Source organism: Pseudoprimorskyibacter insulae, from assembly GCF_900302505.1.
GTDB lineage: Bacteria > Pseudomonadota > Alphaproteobacteria > Rhodobacterales > Rhodobacteraceae > Pseudoprimorskyibacter > Pseudoprimorskyibacter insulae.
This window is the reverse complement of sequence record NZ_OMOJ01000002.1, coordinates 293,584-311,652: the sequence shown is the minus strand read 5'-3', so window position 1 is coordinate 311,652 and position 18,069 is coordinate 293,584. Positions and strand designations below refer to the sequence as shown.

The 18,069-nt window shown below is 61.3% G+C and carries 14 protein-coding genes; 9 read left to right on the top strand and 5 right to left on the bottom strand.

Annotated features, from left to right (window positions below):
- Positions 1–139: 139 nt before the first annotated feature.
- The 3 genes from PRI8871_RS06985 (at position 140) to PRI8871_RS06975 (ending at position 4,111) form a co-directional block, all read left to right on the top strand.
- A complete protein-coding gene (locus PRI8871_RS06985; RefSeq protein WP_108885473.1) occupies positions 140–1,111 on the top strand; it encodes an aldose epimerase family protein in 972 nt (323 codons plus the stop codon).
- A gap of 71 nt (positions 1,112–1,182) precedes the next feature.
- Positions 1,183–2,163: an SLAC1 anion channel family protein gene (locus tag PRI8871_RS06980; RefSeq protein WP_108885888.1), complete on the top strand. Its 981-nt coding sequence runs from the start codon at positions 1,183–1,185 to the stop codon at positions 2,161–2,163.
- A gap of 172 nt (positions 2,164–2,335) precedes the next feature.
- Positions 2,336–4,111: a hypothetical protein gene (locus tag PRI8871_RS06975; protein WP_108885472.1), complete on the top strand. Its 1,776-nt coding sequence runs from the start codon at positions 2,336–2,338 to the stop codon at positions 4,109–4,111.
- On the opposite strand, the gene rlmN is transcribed toward PRI8871_RS06975, so the two are convergent.
- Positions 4,112–5,296, bottom strand: coding sequence for a dual-specificity RNA methyltransferase RlmN (gene rlmN / locus PRI8871_RS06970; protein WP_108885471.1), 1,185 nt, complete (start codon positions 5,294–5,296; stop codon positions 4,112–4,114).
- A 128-nt stretch (positions 5,297–5,424) separates the two neighbouring features.
- Entirely contained in the window at positions 5,425–5,955 is a 531-nt protein-coding gene (locus PRI8871_RS06965) for an invasion associated locus B family protein (RefSeq protein ID WP_108885470.1), read from the bottom strand.
- Positions 5,956–6,120: 165 nt separating this feature from the next.
- On the opposite strand from PRI8871_RS06965, the gene PRI8871_RS06960 reads away from it, so the two are divergent.
- Positions 6,121–7,119, top strand: coding sequence for an asparaginase (locus tag PRI8871_RS06960; RefSeq protein WP_108885469.1), 999 nt, complete (start codon positions 6,121–6,123; stop codon positions 7,117–7,119).
- Between the two features lie 8 nt (positions 7,120–7,127).
- Entirely contained in the window at positions 7,128–7,610 is a 483-nt protein-coding gene (locus tag PRI8871_RS06955) for an RNA pyrophosphohydrolase (protein WP_108885468.1), read from the top strand.
- A 2-nt stretch (positions 7,611–7,612) separates the two neighbouring features.
- Here PRI8871_RS06955 and PRI8871_RS06950 read toward each other — a convergent pair whose 3' ends face one another.
- Entirely contained in the window at positions 7,613–11,644 is a 4,032-nt protein-coding gene (locus tag PRI8871_RS06950; RefSeq protein ID WP_219929009.1) for a translocation/assembly module TamB domain-containing protein, read from the bottom strand.
- 44 nt (positions 11,645–11,688) lie between these two features.
- Positions 11,689–13,494 (bottom strand): autotransporter assembly complex protein TamA, encoded by a 1,806-nt coding sequence (locus PRI8871_RS06945; RefSeq protein WP_181389401.1) that lies wholly within the window; start codon positions 13,492–13,494, stop codon positions 11,689–11,691.
- Between the two features lie 203 nt (positions 13,495–13,697).
- Between PRI8871_RS06945 and PRI8871_RS06940 the strand changes: the two genes are divergently transcribed.
- Genes PRI8871_RS06940 through PRI8871_RS06925 form a run of 4 tightly spaced genes read left to right on the top strand, consistent with a single transcriptional unit; the run spans position 13,698 to position 16,615 of the window.
- Positions 13,698–14,627, top strand: coding sequence for an AEC family transporter (locus tag PRI8871_RS06940; protein WP_108885465.1), 930 nt, complete (start codon positions 13,698–13,700; stop codon positions 14,625–14,627).
- A gap of 2 nt (positions 14,628–14,629) precedes the next feature.
- The gene (locus PRI8871_RS06935; RefSeq protein ID WP_108885464.1) at positions 14,630–15,079 is read left to right on the top strand and encodes a YaiI/YqxD family protein; all 450 of its coding nucleotides are present in this window, start codon (positions 14,630–14,632) and stop codon (positions 15,077–15,079) included.
- Between the two features lie 7 nt (positions 15,080–15,086).
- Positions 15,087–15,689, top strand: a complete 603-nt coding sequence (locus PRI8871_RS06930; protein WP_108885463.1) for an HAD family hydrolase — start codon at positions 15,087–15,089, stop codon at positions 15,687–15,689.
- Positions 15,690–15,703: 14 nt separating this feature from the next.
- A complete protein-coding gene (locus PRI8871_RS06925) occupies positions 15,704–16,615 on the top strand; it encodes an ornithine cyclodeaminase family protein (RefSeq protein WP_108885462.1) in 912 nt (303 codons plus the stop codon).
- Here the strand turns inward: PRI8871_RS06925 and PRI8871_RS06920 are convergent.
- On the bottom strand, positions 16,612–17,850 hold the full coding sequence (locus tag PRI8871_RS06920) for an MFS transporter (protein ID WP_108885461.1): 1,239 nt from the start codon (positions 17,848–17,850) through the stop codon (positions 16,612–16,614). The genes PRI8871_RS06925 and PRI8871_RS06920 overlap by 4 nt on opposite strands.
- Positions 17,851–18,069 lie beyond the last annotated feature (219 nt).

Below are 18,069 nucleotides of genomic sequence, written 5' to 3'. Positions count from 1 at the left end.
CGAAAAGCTACGCTTCGACTGGCCCGGATGGACAGAAAATTCTCTGTACCGGTACAATATTTTGCCCGCGCCCTGCCCCTTGCGCAGGGCCACGCGGTAGCGCTATCCAAAGCGCAACACCGCGCGAAAGGCCGCCTTGATGACACAGTCCAGCATTGATCGTTTCACTCTGGAAAGCAGCGGGGCGACCCTGTCCATTCTGTCGCTGGGTGGGATCACCCAAGATTGGCAGGTGGCCGGGCGGCATGTGGTTCTAGGCTACACCGATCCCGCATCTTACCTGACGCACCCCGGCACTTTGGGGGTTCTGGTAGGGCGCATTGCCAACCGGATCGGTGGCGCGGGGTTTGATTTGGACGGCACCCGCTACCAATTGGCCGCCAATGAGGGCCGCAACCAGCTGCACGGCGGGCCGGACGGCTGGCAGCGGCGCATCTGGCAGGTCGACCCAGACGGCACGCGTGCATTGCGCCTTTCGCTGACTTCGCCCGATGGCGATATGGGCTTTCCGGGGCAGGTTAAGGCCGAGGTGATCATCGCACTCGATGGGCATACGGTGACCTATGACATGACCGCCACGCCAGACCGGCCAACTCCGATCAGCATGGCCAATCACAACTACTACAACCTGTCCGAAGAAGGCGAGATTTGGGATCATAGGCTGACCATTGCCGCCAATGGCTATACCCCCACGAATGACGAAAAGATCCCGCTGGGCCATGTCGCGCCCGTGGCTGGCACGCGATATGATTACAGCACCCCCCGGACGCTACGCGCGAACGATCCCGATCTAGGCGTTACGGATGTGAACTTTGCGCTGACCGGCGCGGCCCCGGCCTGCACCCTGCAAAGCCCCGATGGTATGCGCCTGACGCTGACCACCGATCAGCCGGGATTGCAGATCTACACTGGCCAAGCGCTGCGCCCCAAGGCCCCGGCCCATGGCGGTCAGTCCCACGCCCCCTGCACCGGACTGGCGATCGAGGCCCAGGGCTTTCCCGATGCGGTCAACCAACAATCGTTCCCCAGCCAGATCTGCACGCCCGACCGCCCGTATCGGCAAATCACCAAGATCTGTATCAAGGCTGACGTGAACAGCGGGGGCGTTTGATCTGCGTCAACGCAGCCGAGCCAGATAAATTCCATTTCATAGATATCTTATTCGAAACGAAAGCGGACGCCATGAACGACAAAGCGCATCCTGCCGCCCCCACCAGCCAGCTGGCCCATTTCCACATCACCTTCTTCGCCTCGGTCATGGGGTTGGCGGGGCTGACACTGGCCACGCACCGGGCCGAATTGCAGTTTGGCTGGTCGCATACCGCATCTGATGCGTTCTTGTTGGTGACGCTGATTGATTTCGTCCTGATCAGCGTTCTCTACATGATGAAGGCCCTGCGCTTCCCCGGTGCTGTGGCCGCCGAATGGAACCACCCGGTCAAACTGGCGTTCTTTCCGGCCATCTCGATCTCGCTTCTGTTGATCGCGACGGCGCTGCGCAATGGATACCCGCAAGCCGCCAATGCCGTTTGGATCACTGGCGCCGCCATCCAAGGCGTTCTGACCATCGCCGTCATCTCGGGCTGGATTGGACGCAGACCGTTTCAGCCCATGCACATTTCACCCGCGTGGTTCATTCCGGCGGTGGGCAACGTGGTTGTGCCGATTGCGGGCGTTGGCCTGGGCTTTGTCGAGCTGAGCTGGCTGTTCTTTTCGGCCGGGCTGATCTTTTGGATCATCCTGCTGACACTGGTGATGAACCGCCTGATCTTCCACGATCCGCTGCCGGGGCGGCTGTTGCCGACGCTGGTCATCTTGATCGCCCCGCCCGCCGTTGCCTTTGTCGCATGGCTGCAATTGAACGGCGGACAGCTCGATACGCTGGCACGCATCCTGTACTACGGCGCGGTGACCTTTGCGGTAATCGTCGCGGTTCAGGCGCCGGGCTTTGCCAAGCTGCCCTTTGCCCTGTCTTGGTGGGCGCTTAGCTTCCCCGTAGCAGCCCTGACCATCGCATCGTTCCGCTTTGCCGAGCTGACGCAATCCTCGCCGCACCTGTGGCTGGCGACACTGTGCCTGATCCTGTTGGTGGTCATCGTCGCCGCCCTAGTGGGCCGCACGATCCTTGGGGCGATCCGCCGCGAAATCTGCCTGCCTGAATGAATTCTTAATTCTTAGAACGCTAGACCGGTCCCCACCCTTGGGGGCCGGTCATTCGTATATGTCGTTCAAAACTTCGTGCAATCTTGGGAAAACTGGCCATTATACTTTCAGCATTTTCGCAAGACCATGAAAATACAAGATTTATTCTATTCACTATTCGGGAGGGAACAGCATGGCCAACGCAATCGACCATGACAACACAACCACATCTGACATTCTAAGGCCGATTGAAGGAAATCGGATTTGGTCCAACGGGCCGGTGACCTACAACATCGTTCAGCTTAACAACGCGGATGAGTTGAACACGTTCAATTCCCAAATGCCGGCCAGCACCTCGATGACCGAAGACATGCCCAGCTATTGGGCAACTGATCTGGAACTGTCGCTGAACATCGTGAAGGCCTATATCGGCCTTGATCTTCAAATGTCGGAAGATCTGAACGCGACTTATCTAGTAGGTCAGGAACGCAACGATCAAAGCCTTGGCGCGGCGAACACCCCCGAAGATCCCGTCGACGATTATCGCCCGATCATGATGTTCAACATCCTGACGACCGAACACACGACGCAGCCGGAAATTGGCGGCGGCAGTGACCGGTTCCAGACCATCGTACACGAAGTGCTGCACACGCTTGGCATCAACCACCCGCATGACGAAGGCGGCGGCACCACGCTTGGCACCGGGGCCACGTCAGACGGCGAAAGCATGCAAGACCCGTATCGCTGGCATCAGACGATCATTTCCTACACCTCGGCACCCGACGCCCCCAGCCACGGCGCGCAAGGAGCGTTCGAATTTGGCCGATCTGTCACACCGATGGCGCTGGACATCGCCGCGCTGCAACGCATGTATGGCGCGAACACCACGACCCACAACACCGCGACAACCTACACTCTGACCGACGCGGGCAGCGCAGCACTGGATGTAGATGGCAGCGATGGGTCGGTGTCCGTTGGCCGGGCCTATTATGGCATCTGGGACACCGGCGGCACCGACAGCATCGCCTATGATGGCAGCGCGAATGCGTTGATCAACCTCATGCCCGCGACCTTGACGCTAACTCCCAATAGCAAGGTGACCGACCTGATTTCGCAGGTCCAGAACTCGGGCGTGTTTAACTATATCGACGCCTCAACCCAAACCGAATTGACGAACACCGCAGCGCAGGCGGGCGGGTTCTTTTCCTCGGTTCTGACCGAAACGGGCAAGCGCCTGCCCGGCGGTTATTCGATCGCGCAGGGCGCGCAGATCGAAAACGCATCCGGCGGTTCGGCTGAGGATCTGCTGATCGGCAATGATGGCAACAACAACATCAAAGGCAACGGCGGCAGTGACTTCATCTTTGGCGGTGACGGTGTCGATACCTTGATCGGCGGGGACGGCGATGACTTCATCTACGGCGGCGCGTCAGAATCCGACCTGCGCGACGTGGTCTATGGCGGGGCTGGCAACGACTATGTCGAAGGCGGCTACGGCAATGATGAACTGCGCGGCGACGAAGGCAATGACACGCTGGCGGGCGGCTTTGGGGCCGACACGATGATCGGCGGCGACGGCGACGACCAAGTCACAGGTTCGGCCTGGGGCGATGTGCTGTTTGGCGGCGATGGGGCCGACTTTATCAACGGCGGGTTTGGCTATGACCGCGTGAACGGCGGCACCGGCGCGGATCAGTTTTTCCATATCGGCAATGCCGGTCACGGGTCGGACTGGATTCAGGACTATAACGCCGCCGAAGGCGATGTGCTGTTCTATGGCACCGCGGCCAGCAAGGACGATTTCCTTGTGCAACGCGCCAGCACTGACGGCGCAGGCACGGCCAGCACACAAGAGGTGTTCATCACGCACAAGACCACAGGCGTCCTGCTGTGGGCGCTGGTCGATGGTGACGGTCAGTCGTCGCTAAACGTCAAGGCCGGGGCGGACCTCTTCGACCTGCTGGCCTGATTACAGGCCAGCCTCGGCTTCGATCTGGGCGCGGGATTTCCGCTCGCGCTCAGTTGCCGACTTCAGCTGCCCGCAGGCGGCCATGATATCCTCGCCGCGCGGGGTGCGAATGGGCGAGGCATAGCCAGCCTTATAGATGATATCGGCAAAGGCCTCGATCCGGCTCCAATCGCTGCGCTGATAGGGCGAACCGGGCCATTCGTTGAACGGGATCAGGTTGATCTTGGCCGGAATGCCTTGGATCAGCTTCACCAGACGTCGCGCATCGGCGTCGCTGTCGTTCACATCCTTCAGCATCACATATTCAAACGTGATCCGTTCCGAGTTGGACAGGCGCGGATATTCGCGCAACGCGTCCAGCAGGGTCGTGATGTTGAAGCGCTTGTTGATCGGCACCAGCTTATCGCGCACCTCATCGGTGGTGGCGTGGAAGCTGACGGCCAGCAAGCAACCGATTTCTTCGGCAGTCTTGGCAATCTCGGGCACCACGCCCGATGTCGACAGCGTGATCCGGCGGCGCGACAGGGCGATGCCTTCGCCGTCCATCGCAATCTTCATCGCATCACGCACATTGTCGAAGTTATACAGCGGCTCGCCCATCCCCATCAGAACGATGTTCGACAGAAGGCGCGGCCCGTTTTCACCCGTTCCGGTGCCCGGTTCCGGCCATTCGTCCAGATCATCGCGGGCCAGCATCACCTGACCGATGATTTCACCCGCCGTCAGGTTCCGCACCAGTTTCTGCGTGCCGGTGTGGCAGAAGGAACAGGTCAGCGTGCACCCCACCTGAGACGAGATACACAGCGTGCCGCGATCGGTTTCGGGGATGTAGACCACCTCAACCTCATGGCCGCCCGCGATCTTGACCAGATATTTGCGCGTGCCATCGGCCGACAGCTGTTTGGATACGATTTCAGGCAGGGCGATTTCGAACTTGTCGTCCAATTCGGCGCGATAGGCCTTGGACAGGTTCGTCATGGCGTGGAAATCGCGCACGCCCCATTGATAGACCCACTGCCAGATCTGACCGACCCGCATTTTGACCTGCTTTTCCGGTGTGCCAGCCGCCAACAACGCATCGCGCAGGCCATCGCGGGTCAGGCCCACAATGTTCACCTTTTTCGCATCCGGCAGTTTGCGCGGAATGGTCAGAACGTCCTGAGTGATGGGCGTATCAGCGGTCATGACAGTCATCCTTCGAAAGAAGCACGCTCCATACAGGATTCGTGCGCGTTTGCCAAAGGCGTTTTGCGGACAAGGTCACCCCTGCCCGCTTCGTGCGTTTCATCTGTCCGGCCCGTCAGCGGGGCGGATTACTTTTTGCAGCGCGATTCGGCTTCGTCGATGGCCGCCGTCACACCCAAAAGCGAGAATGTGTCCTTGGTCGCAGTGCCCTTGCTGGACAACGCGGTCACCACCGCCGACCGGCCACGCTTCATCGAAGCGATCAGCTTGGCGTCATCCTGCGGCGTGGCGGGCCAAGCCCATTCGCCTTCGGTGAAAAGCTCAAACTCATTGCCATCGACGTTCACGTTGACCGTTGACCCGGACGCGAATGGATAGCCGCCGGTAAAGGCCAGCTGCCCGTTGACGCCCGCTTCGGGACGGTAGAACACCATCAACAGGATATCGCCACGCGTTACGGCAACAACGCGGCCTTCCTTGGTGTTCACGCTTTCCTTGTACGTGGTCACGGCCCAGCATTCTTTGGGGTTTTCTTCTTCGAAAACGCTCCAATCCGTGATGTTGTTCACGCGGTTCGAACTGTCATCCTGCGCCAATGCACCATGTGCGCCCAGTGCCAAAATGCCAGCGGCAGCAACCCGCAAAACGAAAGAAGTCATATGTCCAGCCTCCAGCTGTCCTTCGCCTCAAATACCTTGGCCGCGCCTGCCCGTTCGGACTTGTTCTGCGGCTTGGCCAAATTTAACTCGACTTGCGCAGTTTAGCCTGAAATATCACCCCCGTAAAACACCCATTGGCAACAAATCGCCGCTTTGTGAGGGCCTATGACACAAACTGCTGCTCCGATCTGCGAAGTCTGGCGCGGTCCGCTTGCGGAAAGCGTCCATCTTGGCCATGCCGTGATCTGTGATGACACCGGCCAAATCATCGAAAGTTGGGGCAATCCCGATGCGGTGGTCTATCCGCGCAGTTCGTCCAAGATGCTTCAGGCGCTGCCACTTGTGACCTCGGGCGCGGCGGATGCCTTTGGGCTGACATCGGCGCAACTGGCGCTGGCTTGTGCATCGCACGAAGGGGCGCCGCTGCATGTCGATGCGGTGTCGCGCTGGTTGGCAGATCTGGGACTGGCCGAACCCGACCTGCGCTGTGGGGCGCAGCCCACCCGCGACGCTGCGCTGAAACGCCAGATGATCAAGACCGACGACAGCCCTTGCCAGTTGCACAACAACTGTTCCGGCAAGCACGCGGGCTTCCTGACATTGGGCAAGCACCTTGGCGCGGGCCCCGAATACATTGACCCGGATCACCCGGTGCAGGTTGCCTGCAAAACCGCTTTTGAGGAGGTGACGGGCCAGGACACGCCGTACTTTGGCATTGATGGCTGTTCCGCCCCGAACCACGCCACGACCATGCACGGAATGGCCCGCGCAATGGCGTTCTTTGCCTCGGCGCATAAGAAATCCGGCACCATGGCCAATGCCGCCGCCCGCCTGACCGCCGCGATGATCGCCAACCCGATGCTGGTGGCTGGCGAAGGCCGCGCCTGCACGGAATTGATGCAGGCCACCTCCGAACCGGTCGCCCTGAAGACCGGGGCCGAGGGGTATTTCATCGCGATCCTGCCAGAACGCGGCATTGGCTTTGCCATCAAGGCCGCCGATGGTGCCACCCGCGCAGCGGAATGCGCGACGGCGGCCCTGCTGGTCCGCCTTGGCGCGCTCGATGCAGACCACCCGGCCACGCTGCGCCGCATGAACACCACTGTCACCAATTGGCGCGGGGTCGAAACTGGCTCGATCCGCCCTGCCCCCGGATTGATGTGAGGCCCGCCATGACCCCCGAAGAAATCGCCAAGCTGCCCTACCGCAAATGCGTCGGTGTGATGTTGGTCAATCAGGACGGCCATGTCTTTGTCGGCCAGCGGCTTGATAACGACACACCCGCCTGGCAAATGCCGCAAGGCGGTGTGGACAAAGGCGAAGACCCGCGTGACGCCGCCCTGCGCGAACTTTGGGAAGAAACCGGCGTTCTGGCCGAGTTTGTGACGGTTGAGGCCGAAACCGCCGATTGGCTGCCATATGATTTGCCGCATGACATCGTGCCGCGCATCTGGAAGGGGCGCTATCGCGGGCAGGAACAGAAATGGTTCCTGCTGCGCTTTCACGGCACTGACGATCAGGTCAACATCGCGACTGAACACCCCGAATTCAGCGAATGGCGCTGGTTGCCCGCCGCTGATCTGGTGGACAATATCGTGCCCTTCAAACGCGAGGTGTATGCCCGCGTTCTGGATGCGTTCAAAGACCGGCTGTAACCTCAGTAGTCCTTTTCAAAGAACACCCCAACGCTCGACCCACCGTCCGAGCGTTGGCCCACTTTGGCCGTCACAAAGCGCGACAAATCAAGGTTCAGGTTCAACTCGGCCTTGCCATCGGCGCGCACCGTGACGTCTGAATAGACGTTTTCCGAAATGTATTTCCCGGCTTTCACGGCGGCTGTGCCATCCTCGGCCGTGGTCACATCCAGATCGTCCAGACCAAACCCCTTGCGCAGTTTTTCAAGCGTCCCGACGCCGCCCTTGCCCGCCAGTGTCGCCACAGCAGACGCCAGTTGCAGCGCCTGGAAGGGCGACAGGTTGGTCAGCGATTTGTCAAAGATCAACAGCGCCAGAACTTCTTCTTCGGGCAGTTCGGGCGAGGATTGGAACGACACCGCCGGCGCGCTGGCTTGGCCAGACACGATGATGCTGATGGTGGTTTCGGACTTTTCGGTCCGCGCCACCAATCGCAACGTCGGATCGAACGACCCAACCAATTGCGCCGAACCTTCATCCAGTTCGAACCGCTGGGTCAGCAGATCAAGCCGCCCCCGGATCAGGTTGAACTGGCCATTTGGCAGGATATTGGCCGTGGTGCCTTGGATGCGCAAACGCCCGCCCAGTTCGGCATCAAGCCCCCGCCCACGCACGAAAATCCGCCCCGGCGCGTTCAGCAAAACATCCAGACGATAGGCCACCCCGGACCCGCCGTTGCCCGTGCTGACGCTCGGTGTTTGGGACAATCCCGCGCGGGCCAGCGTCTGTGCCGCCCCTGCGGGCGTGCCGACATGCGTGATATCCGGGATCTCGCCCAAGGCGGTGACGGTGGAATTGGGAACGCGAATTTCCGCCTCCGCCAGGTTCAGCTGGCCCGTGATCGCCGCATCGCCCGCCAGAGGGCCACGCACAAAGATCTCGCCCGCCTCTAGCCGTGCATCCAGCAGATCGGCGCGGCGCACGATCACATCGGTCAGACGCGCGGTCAGGTCGGCCTGCATGGCGCCGGTCAAACCCACGGTGCCGTCAACGGTCATGCGACCGCCGGGGGTGATGCCGCTGGTGACGGCAACCTGCGCCGATCCGCCCGCCAAAGTGATGGTCGCGTTCAAATCCGCCAAAGCCACCGCCAAGGACGGGGCCGATAGCCGCGCCCCTGTCGTGCGCACAGTGCCCGTGACATTGGCAGGCGCAAACCCGCCCGACACGGCCAGATCGAACAGCGCCACCCCAGACAGGCGGCGCGGCGCGATATAGGGGTTGGCAAAGCCCAGAGGCGCAGAGCCGTTCGCCGTCAGCGCAATAGGCGCCCCGCCACCGAATTGCGCACCAACCGTCGCTGCCGTGCCATTTGGCCCGGTCACATCCGCAGCGGCGCGATAGCCGTTGCCGGTCTTTGTCAAAGTGCCCGTCGCCGTCGCCGCGCCGGGGAAGTCCGGGGCAAACAGCCCGACATTGCGCAACCGCGCGTCAAAGCGCAGCGCTTCGGGCGTGCCGGTCACTTGCACCGACGCATTGGCGTTGCTGGCTTCAGCCGGATCAAACCGCAGCACGCCGTCTTTCAGCGTCAGATCCGCCGAAATCACGGTGCGCCCGGCCATCAACTGGCCAACGGCGGCATCGCCAGTGGTGAAATCCTGAAGCGCGCCGGTCACTTGCACCGCCAGACCGGCATCAGTGGATTGCGTGCCAACGGCCCGAAGATCGGCGGCCCCGCGCAGTGGCGATACTGCGAGGGCTGAATATTGCGACAGGCTGGCCAGCGCCGCCCTCAGATCAAAGCGCAGGGGCGTATCGCCGCCCATTGGCACGTCCGCCTGACCCGAGACTTCCAGCCCTCGCGCCGTGCCGGTGATATCGCGCAGCGTCAGCGGTGCGCCGGATTCAAAGGTCAGATCGGTCTTGAACGTGGCATTGGGGCCAATGGCCTGCGCCACGGCGGCATCCAATAGCTGAATGCCGGACAGCGTGGCCTCAACCGGGCCTTTGGCAAACGCCAGCCCGCCCTTATCCGTCTGGCCGTATTGAATGTCAGCCGTCACAGCCGCCTCGCCCAATTGCGCCTCGGCGGTGCTGATGTCATTGGCGGCGACGGCAAGCTTCAGCGTCTGCAAAGCGGCATCTGCCAGCAAGGTCAGATCAGCGCCGCGCATCGTCACCGTGCGGTCCGGCAGGGCAATGCGCACCGGCGCATCGCCGTTGCCAATGTGCCCGCGCGTTTCCAACCCGGTCAGTTGGTTGTCAGCCCCGAGCGTGACCTTGCCGGTCAAATCGGCAGAGCCTGCACCCGCCTGCGCCTCGGGGATCAGATCGGCGATGTCGTTCAGGGTGAGGGCGTAATTAAGCTGCGCCTGATCGGTGGCCAAGGTGCCATTCGCCGCCAGCGTCACCGCATCCGACCGCAGATCAAGACGCGGCAGGGCCAACCCTTGGCCATCGCGGCGGGCATCGACCGCCAGATCGACCGTTCCGGCCATCAGCGCATCGGCCTGCGCCTGCCCAACGGCCAGCCCGTCGCCCTGCCCAGTCAGTGACAGATCGAATGCGCCCGTAATCGGAACGATTTGCCCCGACAAATCCAGCGTCGCCGCGCCGGTCAGATCTTGGCCAGACAGAGCCGAGAAGCGCGACAGGTCATCGGTCTGAAGATTGGCGGCCAAATCCACGATCACGCCGCTTTCGTGATCGGCAATCGATGCTGTGCCGCGCAGCACGCTGCCCGCCGCAATCAGCACAAAGGACGGAATGTCGAAGGGCGCATCCTTGGTCTGCACCAATTGCACCTGCCCGGAAATCGCATCGCCCAAGGCGACCGCCAAATCGGGATTGGCCAGCTTGGCACCGGTCGCTGCATAGGTCAGATCGGCGGTCACATGACCCGGCTCAATCGTGCCGGTGCCATCCAAAGTCACTTGGTCAATCTGCGCCTGTTCCGCGGAAAGCCCGTCAACGATGACAGAGCCGGTCCAGCCCTGCCCTTTGCCCGCGTCGAAGGACAGATCAAAACTGGCCTTGCCAATCTCGGCCTTGCCCGCGAAGGGCACGCGCACCGGCCCGCCGGCGGCATCGGCAATCACACCGGTCACATCGACCAATTCCGGCATACGGTCGGCATCAAGCCGCACCGCGCCTGTCACATCCAACTGAGCACTGCGCAGCGCCAGATCCTCTACCGTGATCCGGCCATCTTCGGCCTTGCTATAGCGGGCCTGAATGGTCGATTGCCCGGCAAAGAAGGGGCGTTGATCAGGCTGCAAAAGCGGCTCTAACGCACCGGAAAGGTCAACCGTGATCGCCTGCGCAGCGCCGGTCAATTCGGCGCGGACAGTGCCAGACAGGCGCGGCTCGCCTGCGGTTTCAAGCGCGATTTGCGCCAGAAAATCGGCAATCGGCGCGTCGCCCTGCACCGTCAGGTTCAGATCCGGGGTGCCGGGGATGTTGAGCGCGTGGGCCGCGATGCCGTCGGCCTCTTCTTCGAAGGTCAGGCCAACCGTCAGGTTGCGGGTGTCAGGATCATAGGCCACGCGTGTATCAAACCGGCCCATCCGCCCATCCACGCGGGACGATGCCAGCGTGATATCGGCCTTCTGCCCTTCCAGAAGCGCCGCACCATCAAGGCTTAGAACTGCGGGCTGGCCCAGCACGGATTTGCCCAGTTCGGCCCGCCCGATGGACAGCTTTTCCACCGAAATTGCCACCGGCAGTTCAGGAATGCTAAAACTGCCCGCCTCGGGCGACGGGGCGGCGGGCTGCGCTGTTGGCATGCGCGGCATTAGGATTTCGGCGGCGGAAAGTTCGGACACTTCGACCCGCCCGCGCAGCAAGGCACCGCGATTCCAGCGCAGCACCACGTCATTGACGGTCAGCCAGATGCCACTGTCATCGGCCACGGTCAGCTGTTTCAAGGTGGCGTTTGAACTCAGCGCGCCCTCAAAGCCGGTGATCCGCACCTCACGCCCAGCGCCAGACAGCGACTTTTGCAAAAGATTGACCAGAAAGCCCGCGTCATCCTGCGCGACCGCCCGCAAGGGCATCGACACCAGGCCAACAACAAAAAGAAAAACCGTCAAAAAACGCATCAGAACGACTGCCCCAAACCTACGTAGAAGGCCACACCGCTAAGCGATTTGCCCCCCGATACGGGCGCGGCCACATCCAACCGGATCGGCCCAAGCCCTGTGTTATAGCGCACGCCAAGCCCTGCGCCGCTGTGCCATTTGCCGTTTTGGCCGGGGGTCGGGCTATCGCCGACGAAACCGGTGTCATAGAAGGCCACCAACGACAGCTTTTCCGTCGTCTGAACGCGCAATTCGCCGGACAGGCCGATAAAGCCAAGCCCGCCCGAGGTGCGCCCGCCTGCTTGGGTCACGCCAAGTGACTGATAGCCCTGACCGCGCACGGTACCGCCGCCGCCAGAATAGAACAGGAAATCCGGCGGTGCATTGCGCGTGTTCGGCCCCACGACCGACCCAAGCTGCAACCGGCCCGCCAGAACGAACCGGTCCTGTGCGCCGGGCGCGTAATATCCACGCGCATCCGCCGCCATGCGTAGACCGCTATCCGTGCCTTTGATCCCGGCAAAGGGCGTGGCGTTCAGTTTCAGGTAATAGCCCTGTTTCGCGTTCAGCTTGTCATCGCGCTTGTCCAGCGTGCCGGACAGGGGCAGCGTCAGCATCCGAAATTCACGCGATCCAAAAGCATCGCTGACCTGTTCGCCGACCAGCCCGACGCCATAACTGACCTCAAGCGTGTCTGAGATCTGACGCAGCATTTCTACTGAGGCTTCGACCCGTTCCGCGTTATAGGCCGGATCGTCGGTAAAGCTGTAACCAAGCGTGCCGGTCAGCGTGTTGTCCGGGTGAAAGGTGCCGGGACGCGACAGGCTGACCTTGGCCGAATAATCCAGCCCTTCCAGATCGCCGGTGATCCCGGCCAACTGGCCTTCGACGCGGAACCGTTCGGCCCCACCAAACAGGTTGCGATGCATCCAGAAGGTGGTCATCCGCCCGCCTTCGACAGTGTCATATTCAAGCCCCAACCCGATCCGGCGCGGCTTGCGCTCAGACAGTTCGGCATTGATATCGAGGGTCTGACCTTCGGACACCGCCTCGGCCTCGGTCAGAGACACGATCGAGAAAACGCCCGTCCGACGCAGGCGGTTTGCCGACTTATCGACCGCCTTGGGATCAAACACCTGACCCGTGGGCAGACCGGCGATTTCGCGCACGCGCTTTTCGCGGGTGCGGGTCGTGCCGCTGATGTTCAGGTTGCCGAAGGTGACGCGCGGGCCGGGGCTGACCTCGAGGTCGACGTCAAGCTGGGCCTGACGGTGGTCGGCCACGATGGACTGACGTGCAATATCGGCCTTGGCATAGCCTTGGTCGCGCCAGGCCGAGATCGCCTCTTGTGCGCCCGACTTGATGTTGCCCAAAGCCGCAATTTGGCCAGATGTCAGCGCCTCGGGGGTGGGCTGTCCTGCGGGCATCGGGGCCACGCGGGTCCGGCCAAAGGTGAATTGAATGCCGGGGTCGACGTCCACCTTGATCGTCTGCACGGTTGCCGGTTCTTCGAAGGCCGAAATCGCCGCAGCTTCGCGCCCATCCACAAGGATCGACACGCGCGGCTGATAGTAGCCACGATCATAAAGCGCGGCCAGCAAACGGGCATAATCGGCCCGCGCCGCGGCGACCAGATCCTGACCGCTGGTATCCCCATCGGCCACCAGTTCCTGCGCCCCAAGCGCGCCCAGCAGATCACTGCGAAGATCGTCGCCGCCGCTGCCAACGGTCAATTCGATATTGGCCGCCTGAACCGCACCGGTCAGCCCAATTGCCAGCCCAAAGGCCAGAACACGCGCCGCCAAAGGAAACCGAGTCAAAGTCATGCTAAAAATTTGCCCCTTACCGCGCGATCGTGTCTTTTGTGACATCTAGTCCAAAGCCTGAGCTATCACAGGCCGAAGAACAAGATATCCACATGCGCCGCGACGTTTTACGGCGGCGAATCGCTTATTCTGTGCGTTTAAAATCCTGCCCATCTGGTCGCAATGGCGATTGACGGCCCAACGCTGCGTGGTACCACTTTGCTATGCTGGCGATTTTTCTGAAAACCCTGCCGTTTTTCGCCCTGATCGGTTTGGGATACATGGCGGGACGGACCAAGTTCTTCTCTGAGGAGGCAACCGCCTACCTTACCAAGTTCGTGTTCTATTTCGCCCTCTCGGCGATGCTGTTCCGGTTTTCGGCCACCCTGTCATTCAGTGAAATCTTCGACGGATGGCTGGCGGCGGCGTATCTGTGGGGGACAGCCTTTACCTATGGCATTGCCATGGCGGTTTCTTTCATGCGGCGGCTTGATACATCTACCGCCGCGATTGAGGCGCAATGCGCGGCCATTGGAAATACCGGCTTTCTGGGCGTACCAATGCTTGGGCTGTTGCTGGGCCAGCAGGCGGTTGGGTCCATCATTCTGGTGCTGGCGATTGACCTGATCGTGTTCTCATCGCTGCTGGTGATCCTTGTCACCGGATCGCGCCAAGGCAAAATGGACATCACCATTTTTCGCACCGTGGCTATTGGCCTTCTGAAAAACCCGATGATCGTCTCGATCTCGCTTGGCCTTCTGGTATCGAGCCTTGCCATGCCTTTGCCCGAACCGGTGACTGAATTCGTGTCGATCCTAGGCAGTGCGGCCACCCCCGGTGCCTTGTTCGCCATTGGCGCGTCGCTGGCGTCGAAATCGGCAGAACGGCTTGAAATCGCGGGCTGGCTGAGTTTCTGCAAGCTGATCCTGCACCCGTTGTTCGTCGCAATCGGGGCGTTTCTGCTGTTCCCGGTCGATGATTTCAAAGCGGCCGTCATCGTGTCGGCGGCGTCCCTTCCGGTGGCGGGGAACGTCTTTATTCTGGCCCAGCACTACGGGATCGCGCCACAACGCGTGTCTGCCTCGATCCTGATTTCCACGGCGATCAGCATCGGCACCGTGTCGCTTATCATCGCTTGGGTCACCGGAGGATAACCATGACCGCGCTTTTTATCGACGCCGACGCTTGCCCCGTCAAAGCCGAGGCCGAGCGGGTCGCAACGCGCCACCGCGTGACCATGCATCTGGTATCCAACGGTGGCCTGCGCCCATCGTCCAACCCCTTCGTGCAAACCGTGGTCGTGCCGGACGGCCCGGACGTGGCCGATATGTGGATCGCCGAACGCGCCAAGACGGGTGATGTGGTCGTCACCTCTGACATCCCGCTGGCGGCGAAATGCGTGGCCAATGGCGCCCGCGTGCTGCGCCCCAATGGCGACGCCTTCACCGAGGCGAACATCGGCCAGCAACTGGCCATGCGCGACCTGATGGCCGACCTTCGTGCCGCTGACCCCTTCCGCCAAGGCGGTGGCCGTGCATTTTCCAAGGCCGACCGATCTCGATTTCTAGAAGCATTGGAGCGTGAAATGCGCTTCGCGAAAAAGTAGGATTTCCATGACTATTGATGCCGTCGTTTATGACCTTGGCAATGTGGTGCTGCACTGGGCACCCGAAGTCTTTTATGACGCCACCATTGGCAAAGACCGCCGGATTGCGCTGTTCGATGCGCTGCCCCTGCATGAAATGAACGACCAGATCGACCGCGGCGCGGATTTCCGCCAGACGGTTTACGACTTTGCCGATCAGCACCCCGAATGGGGCGACGAAATCCGTATGTGGCACGACAATTGGCTGCAAATGGCATCCCCCGCGATCCCTGAATCCGTCACCCTGCTGCGGGCGCTCCGGGCCAAGGGAATTCCGGTGTTTGCGTTGACCAACTTCGGCGTCGGCACGTTTGAGGTGGCCGAAAAGGCCTATCCCTTCCTGACCGAATTCGACAAACGCTATATCTCTGGCCATATGAAAATGGCCAAGCCCGACCATGATATCTTTGCCGCGCTTGAGGCCGATTGCGGCGTCGCGCCGGATCGGCTTTTGTTTACCGACGACCGTCACGACAACATCGCCACCGCCAAGGCACGTGGTTGGAACACCCACCTGTTCGAAGGCCCCGCCGGGTGGGAGGCCTGCCTGAAACGCCACGGCTTGCTGTAGAAAAGGACAACGCTATGGACCAGCCCGACATCATCCCCTTTGCCGAAGGTCAGGCAAAATTGGACTGGCGCGGGCTGGTCGATGCGCTGGACGCCGGGCACACACGCCCCAAGGCCGAAATCACCGACAGTTTTCTGTACCGGGGCGATGATACGCTGCTGAACCGGGCCGCGTGGATTGATGGGCTGGGGCTGGCGGTGAAATCCGCCACGATCTTTCCGGGCAACAATGCGCTTGGCAAACCTGCGGTCAATGGCGGGATGTGTCTGTATTCCGACCAAGACGGCACCTTGCAAGCCATCGTCGATTTCCACCTAGTGACCAAATGGAAAACGGCAGGCGATAGCCTGTGTGCCGCGCTGAAACTGGCGCGGGCCGATAGCAAGCGCATCCTGATTGTCGGCGCAGGCACCGTCGCCCGGTCCTTGCATGAGGCCTATTCAGCAGGCTTTCCCGGCGCGCAGTTTCGGATCTGGAACCGCACTGCCGCACGGGCCATGGAACTGGCCCAAACCCTGCCCAATACCGAAGCTGTGACTGATCTGAAAAAGGCCGTGGAGCAGGCCGATATCATCACCTGCGCCACCATGAGCACCGAACCCGTGCTGCGCGGCGACTGGCTGCGCCCCGGCCAGCATATTGATCTGATCGGCGCATACCGCCCCGACATGCGCGAAGCCGACGACACCGCCCTGACCCGCGCCCGGATCTTTGTCGATAGCTTCGACACGACGATTGCCCATATCGGCGAGCTGAAAACGCCGCTGGACCAAGGGGTCATCACCCGCAGCGATGTTCTGGCCGATTATTACACGCCGGGCGCGTTTCGCCGCGAAGATGACGATATCACCCTGTTCAAGAATGGCGGGGGCGCTCACCTAGATCTGATGACCGCCCGCTATATTCTGGACCGCTGGCGCGCTTAGGCAGGCACGGCCTCGGGGCGGTTTTCCTTGATCGGCAGGTGTACGATGGCACTAAACGCGCCCACGGCCACGCCGATCCACCAGACCGCATCATAGCTGCCGTACATGTCGTACATCCGGCCACCCAGCCACACGCCCATGAAGCCGCCAAGCTGGTGGCTAAAGAACACGATGCCGTAAAGCGTGCCCATGTAGCGAAGCCCATACAGATGCGCGACAAGCCCCGAGGTCAGTGGCACCGTTGCCAGCCAGAGTGAGCCCATGACAACCGAGAACACGATCACCGTCATCGGCGTGATCGGCAGCAGGATGAACATCGCCGCTGCAATCGTCCGGCCCGCATAGATGCCTGCCAGCAGATATTTCTTGCTCCAACGGTTGCCCGCCCATCCGGCCAGCAAAGTGCCCGCGATGTTGGCCAAACCAATCAGCGAGATCGAAACCGCCCCAAGCGCCGAGGTCGTGGTGATCCCGATCGAATGCAGCACCCCACCGGGCAACAGCGGGCCGCACATTTCAGTGACCAGCGCCGGGAAGTGCGCGGTCATAAAGGCCAACTGATAGCCGCAGCTAAAGAAGCCAAGGAAGATCATCGTATAGGACGGATCTTTGAACGCCTTTTTCAGGATATCGCCCATGGTTTCCTGAAGCTCGGCCTTTGACGCCACAGCAGGTGCGCGCATCATCGGCAGGGTCAACAGCGTCAGCAGGATGGCGGCGGCAAAGGTGATAAACACGTTCTGCCAGCTCATGAAGGTCAGCATCCATTCGGCCACCGGCGCACCAAACACCTGACCTGCACTGCCCGCAGCCGTGGCAATCGCAAGGCTCATGGACCGGTGCTTGGGGTGCGCGGCGCGGCCCACAACGGCCAAGATCACGCCAAAGCCAGTGCCCGCGATGCCAAAGCCCACAAGGATTTCGTGGAACTGCATCGCCTCGGGCGTGATCGCAAAGGCCGAGAACACAAGCCCCAACGCGTAGATCACCGCGCCAAGAATGATCGCCAACCGATCGCCCATTTTTTCGGCGAAGGCCCCAAAGATCGGCTGACCAATGCCCCAGGCCAGGTTCTGGATCGCAATGGCAAGGCTGAATTCCGCGCGCGGCCAGCCAAATTCATTGGCGATGGGGATCTGGAACACCCCAAAGCTGGCACGCACCGCGAAGGCCACCATGACAATGATGGCGGACACAATAAGGACGGGGGTGATAAGAGGCGCGCGGTCTTGCATTTGGGGGGTCTCCTGTTCGCCGCGCCACATTAAGCACCGGATAAGGCGCGTCAATTCACCGTTTGTGATACGGTGCGTCACGGATCGGAATGAATTGAGAACCGGCGCCTGTGCGCAGAAGGGTGTTTTGCGTATTTAAGAAAGAGAAGAAGCAGGGGACGCGCACAACATCGCGGCCTTGCCCTCTACACAAGCGGCGCCGGGCGCGGTATGGCGAGA

Excerpts from the sequence above, each read along its gene's own strand:
- PRI8871_RS06985 (WP_108885473.1), top strand. The coding sequence starts at position 140 with ATGACACAGTCCAGCATTGATCGTTTCACTCTGGAAAGCAGCGGGGCG.
- PRI8871_RS06980 (WP_108885888.1), top strand. The coding sequence starts at position 1,183 with ATGAACGACAAAGCGCATCCTGCCGCCCCCACCAGCCAGCTGGCCCAT.
- PRI8871_RS06975 (WP_108885472.1), top strand. The coding sequence starts at position 2,336 with ATGGCCAACGCAATCGACCATGACAACACAACCACATCTGACATTCTA.
- rlmN (WP_108885471.1), bottom strand. The coding sequence starts at position 5,296 with ATGACCGCTGATACGCCCATCACTCAGGACGTTCTGACCATTCCGCGC.
- PRI8871_RS06965 (WP_108885470.1), bottom strand. The coding sequence starts at position 5,955 with ATGACTTCTTTCGTTTTGCGGGTTGCTGCCGCTGGCATTTTGGCACTG.
- PRI8871_RS06960 (WP_108885469.1), top strand. The coding sequence starts at position 6,121 with ATGACACAAACTGCTGCTCCGATCTGCGAAGTCTGGCGCGGTCCGCTT.
- PRI8871_RS06955 (WP_108885468.1), top strand. The coding sequence starts at position 7,128 with ATGACCCCCGAAGAAATCGCCAAGCTGCCCTACCGCAAATGCGTCGGT.
- PRI8871_RS06950 (WP_219929009.1), bottom strand. The coding sequence starts at position 11,644 with ATGCCCTTGCGGGCGGTCGCGCAGGATGACGCGGGCTTTCTGGTCAAT.
- PRI8871_RS06945 (WP_181389401.1), bottom strand. The coding sequence starts at position 13,494 with ATGACTTTGACTCGGTTTCCTTTGGCGGCGCGTGTTCTGGCCTTTGGG.
- PRI8871_RS06940 (WP_108885465.1), top strand. The coding sequence starts at position 13,698 with ATGCTGGCGATTTTTCTGAAAACCCTGCCGTTTTTCGCCCTGATCGGT.
- PRI8871_RS06935 (WP_108885464.1), top strand. The coding sequence starts at position 14,630 with ATGACCGCGCTTTTTATCGACGCCGACGCTTGCCCCGTCAAAGCCGAG.
- PRI8871_RS06930 (WP_108885463.1), top strand. The coding sequence starts at position 15,087 with ATGACTATTGATGCCGTCGTTTATGACCTTGGCAATGTGGTGCTGCAC.
- PRI8871_RS06925 (WP_108885462.1), top strand. The coding sequence starts at position 15,704 with ATGGACCAGCCCGACATCATCCCCTTTGCCGAAGGTCAGGCAAAATTG.
- PRI8871_RS06920 (WP_108885461.1), bottom strand. The coding sequence starts at position 17,850 with ATGCAAGACCGCGCGCCTCTTATCACCCCCGTCCTTATTGTGTCCGCC.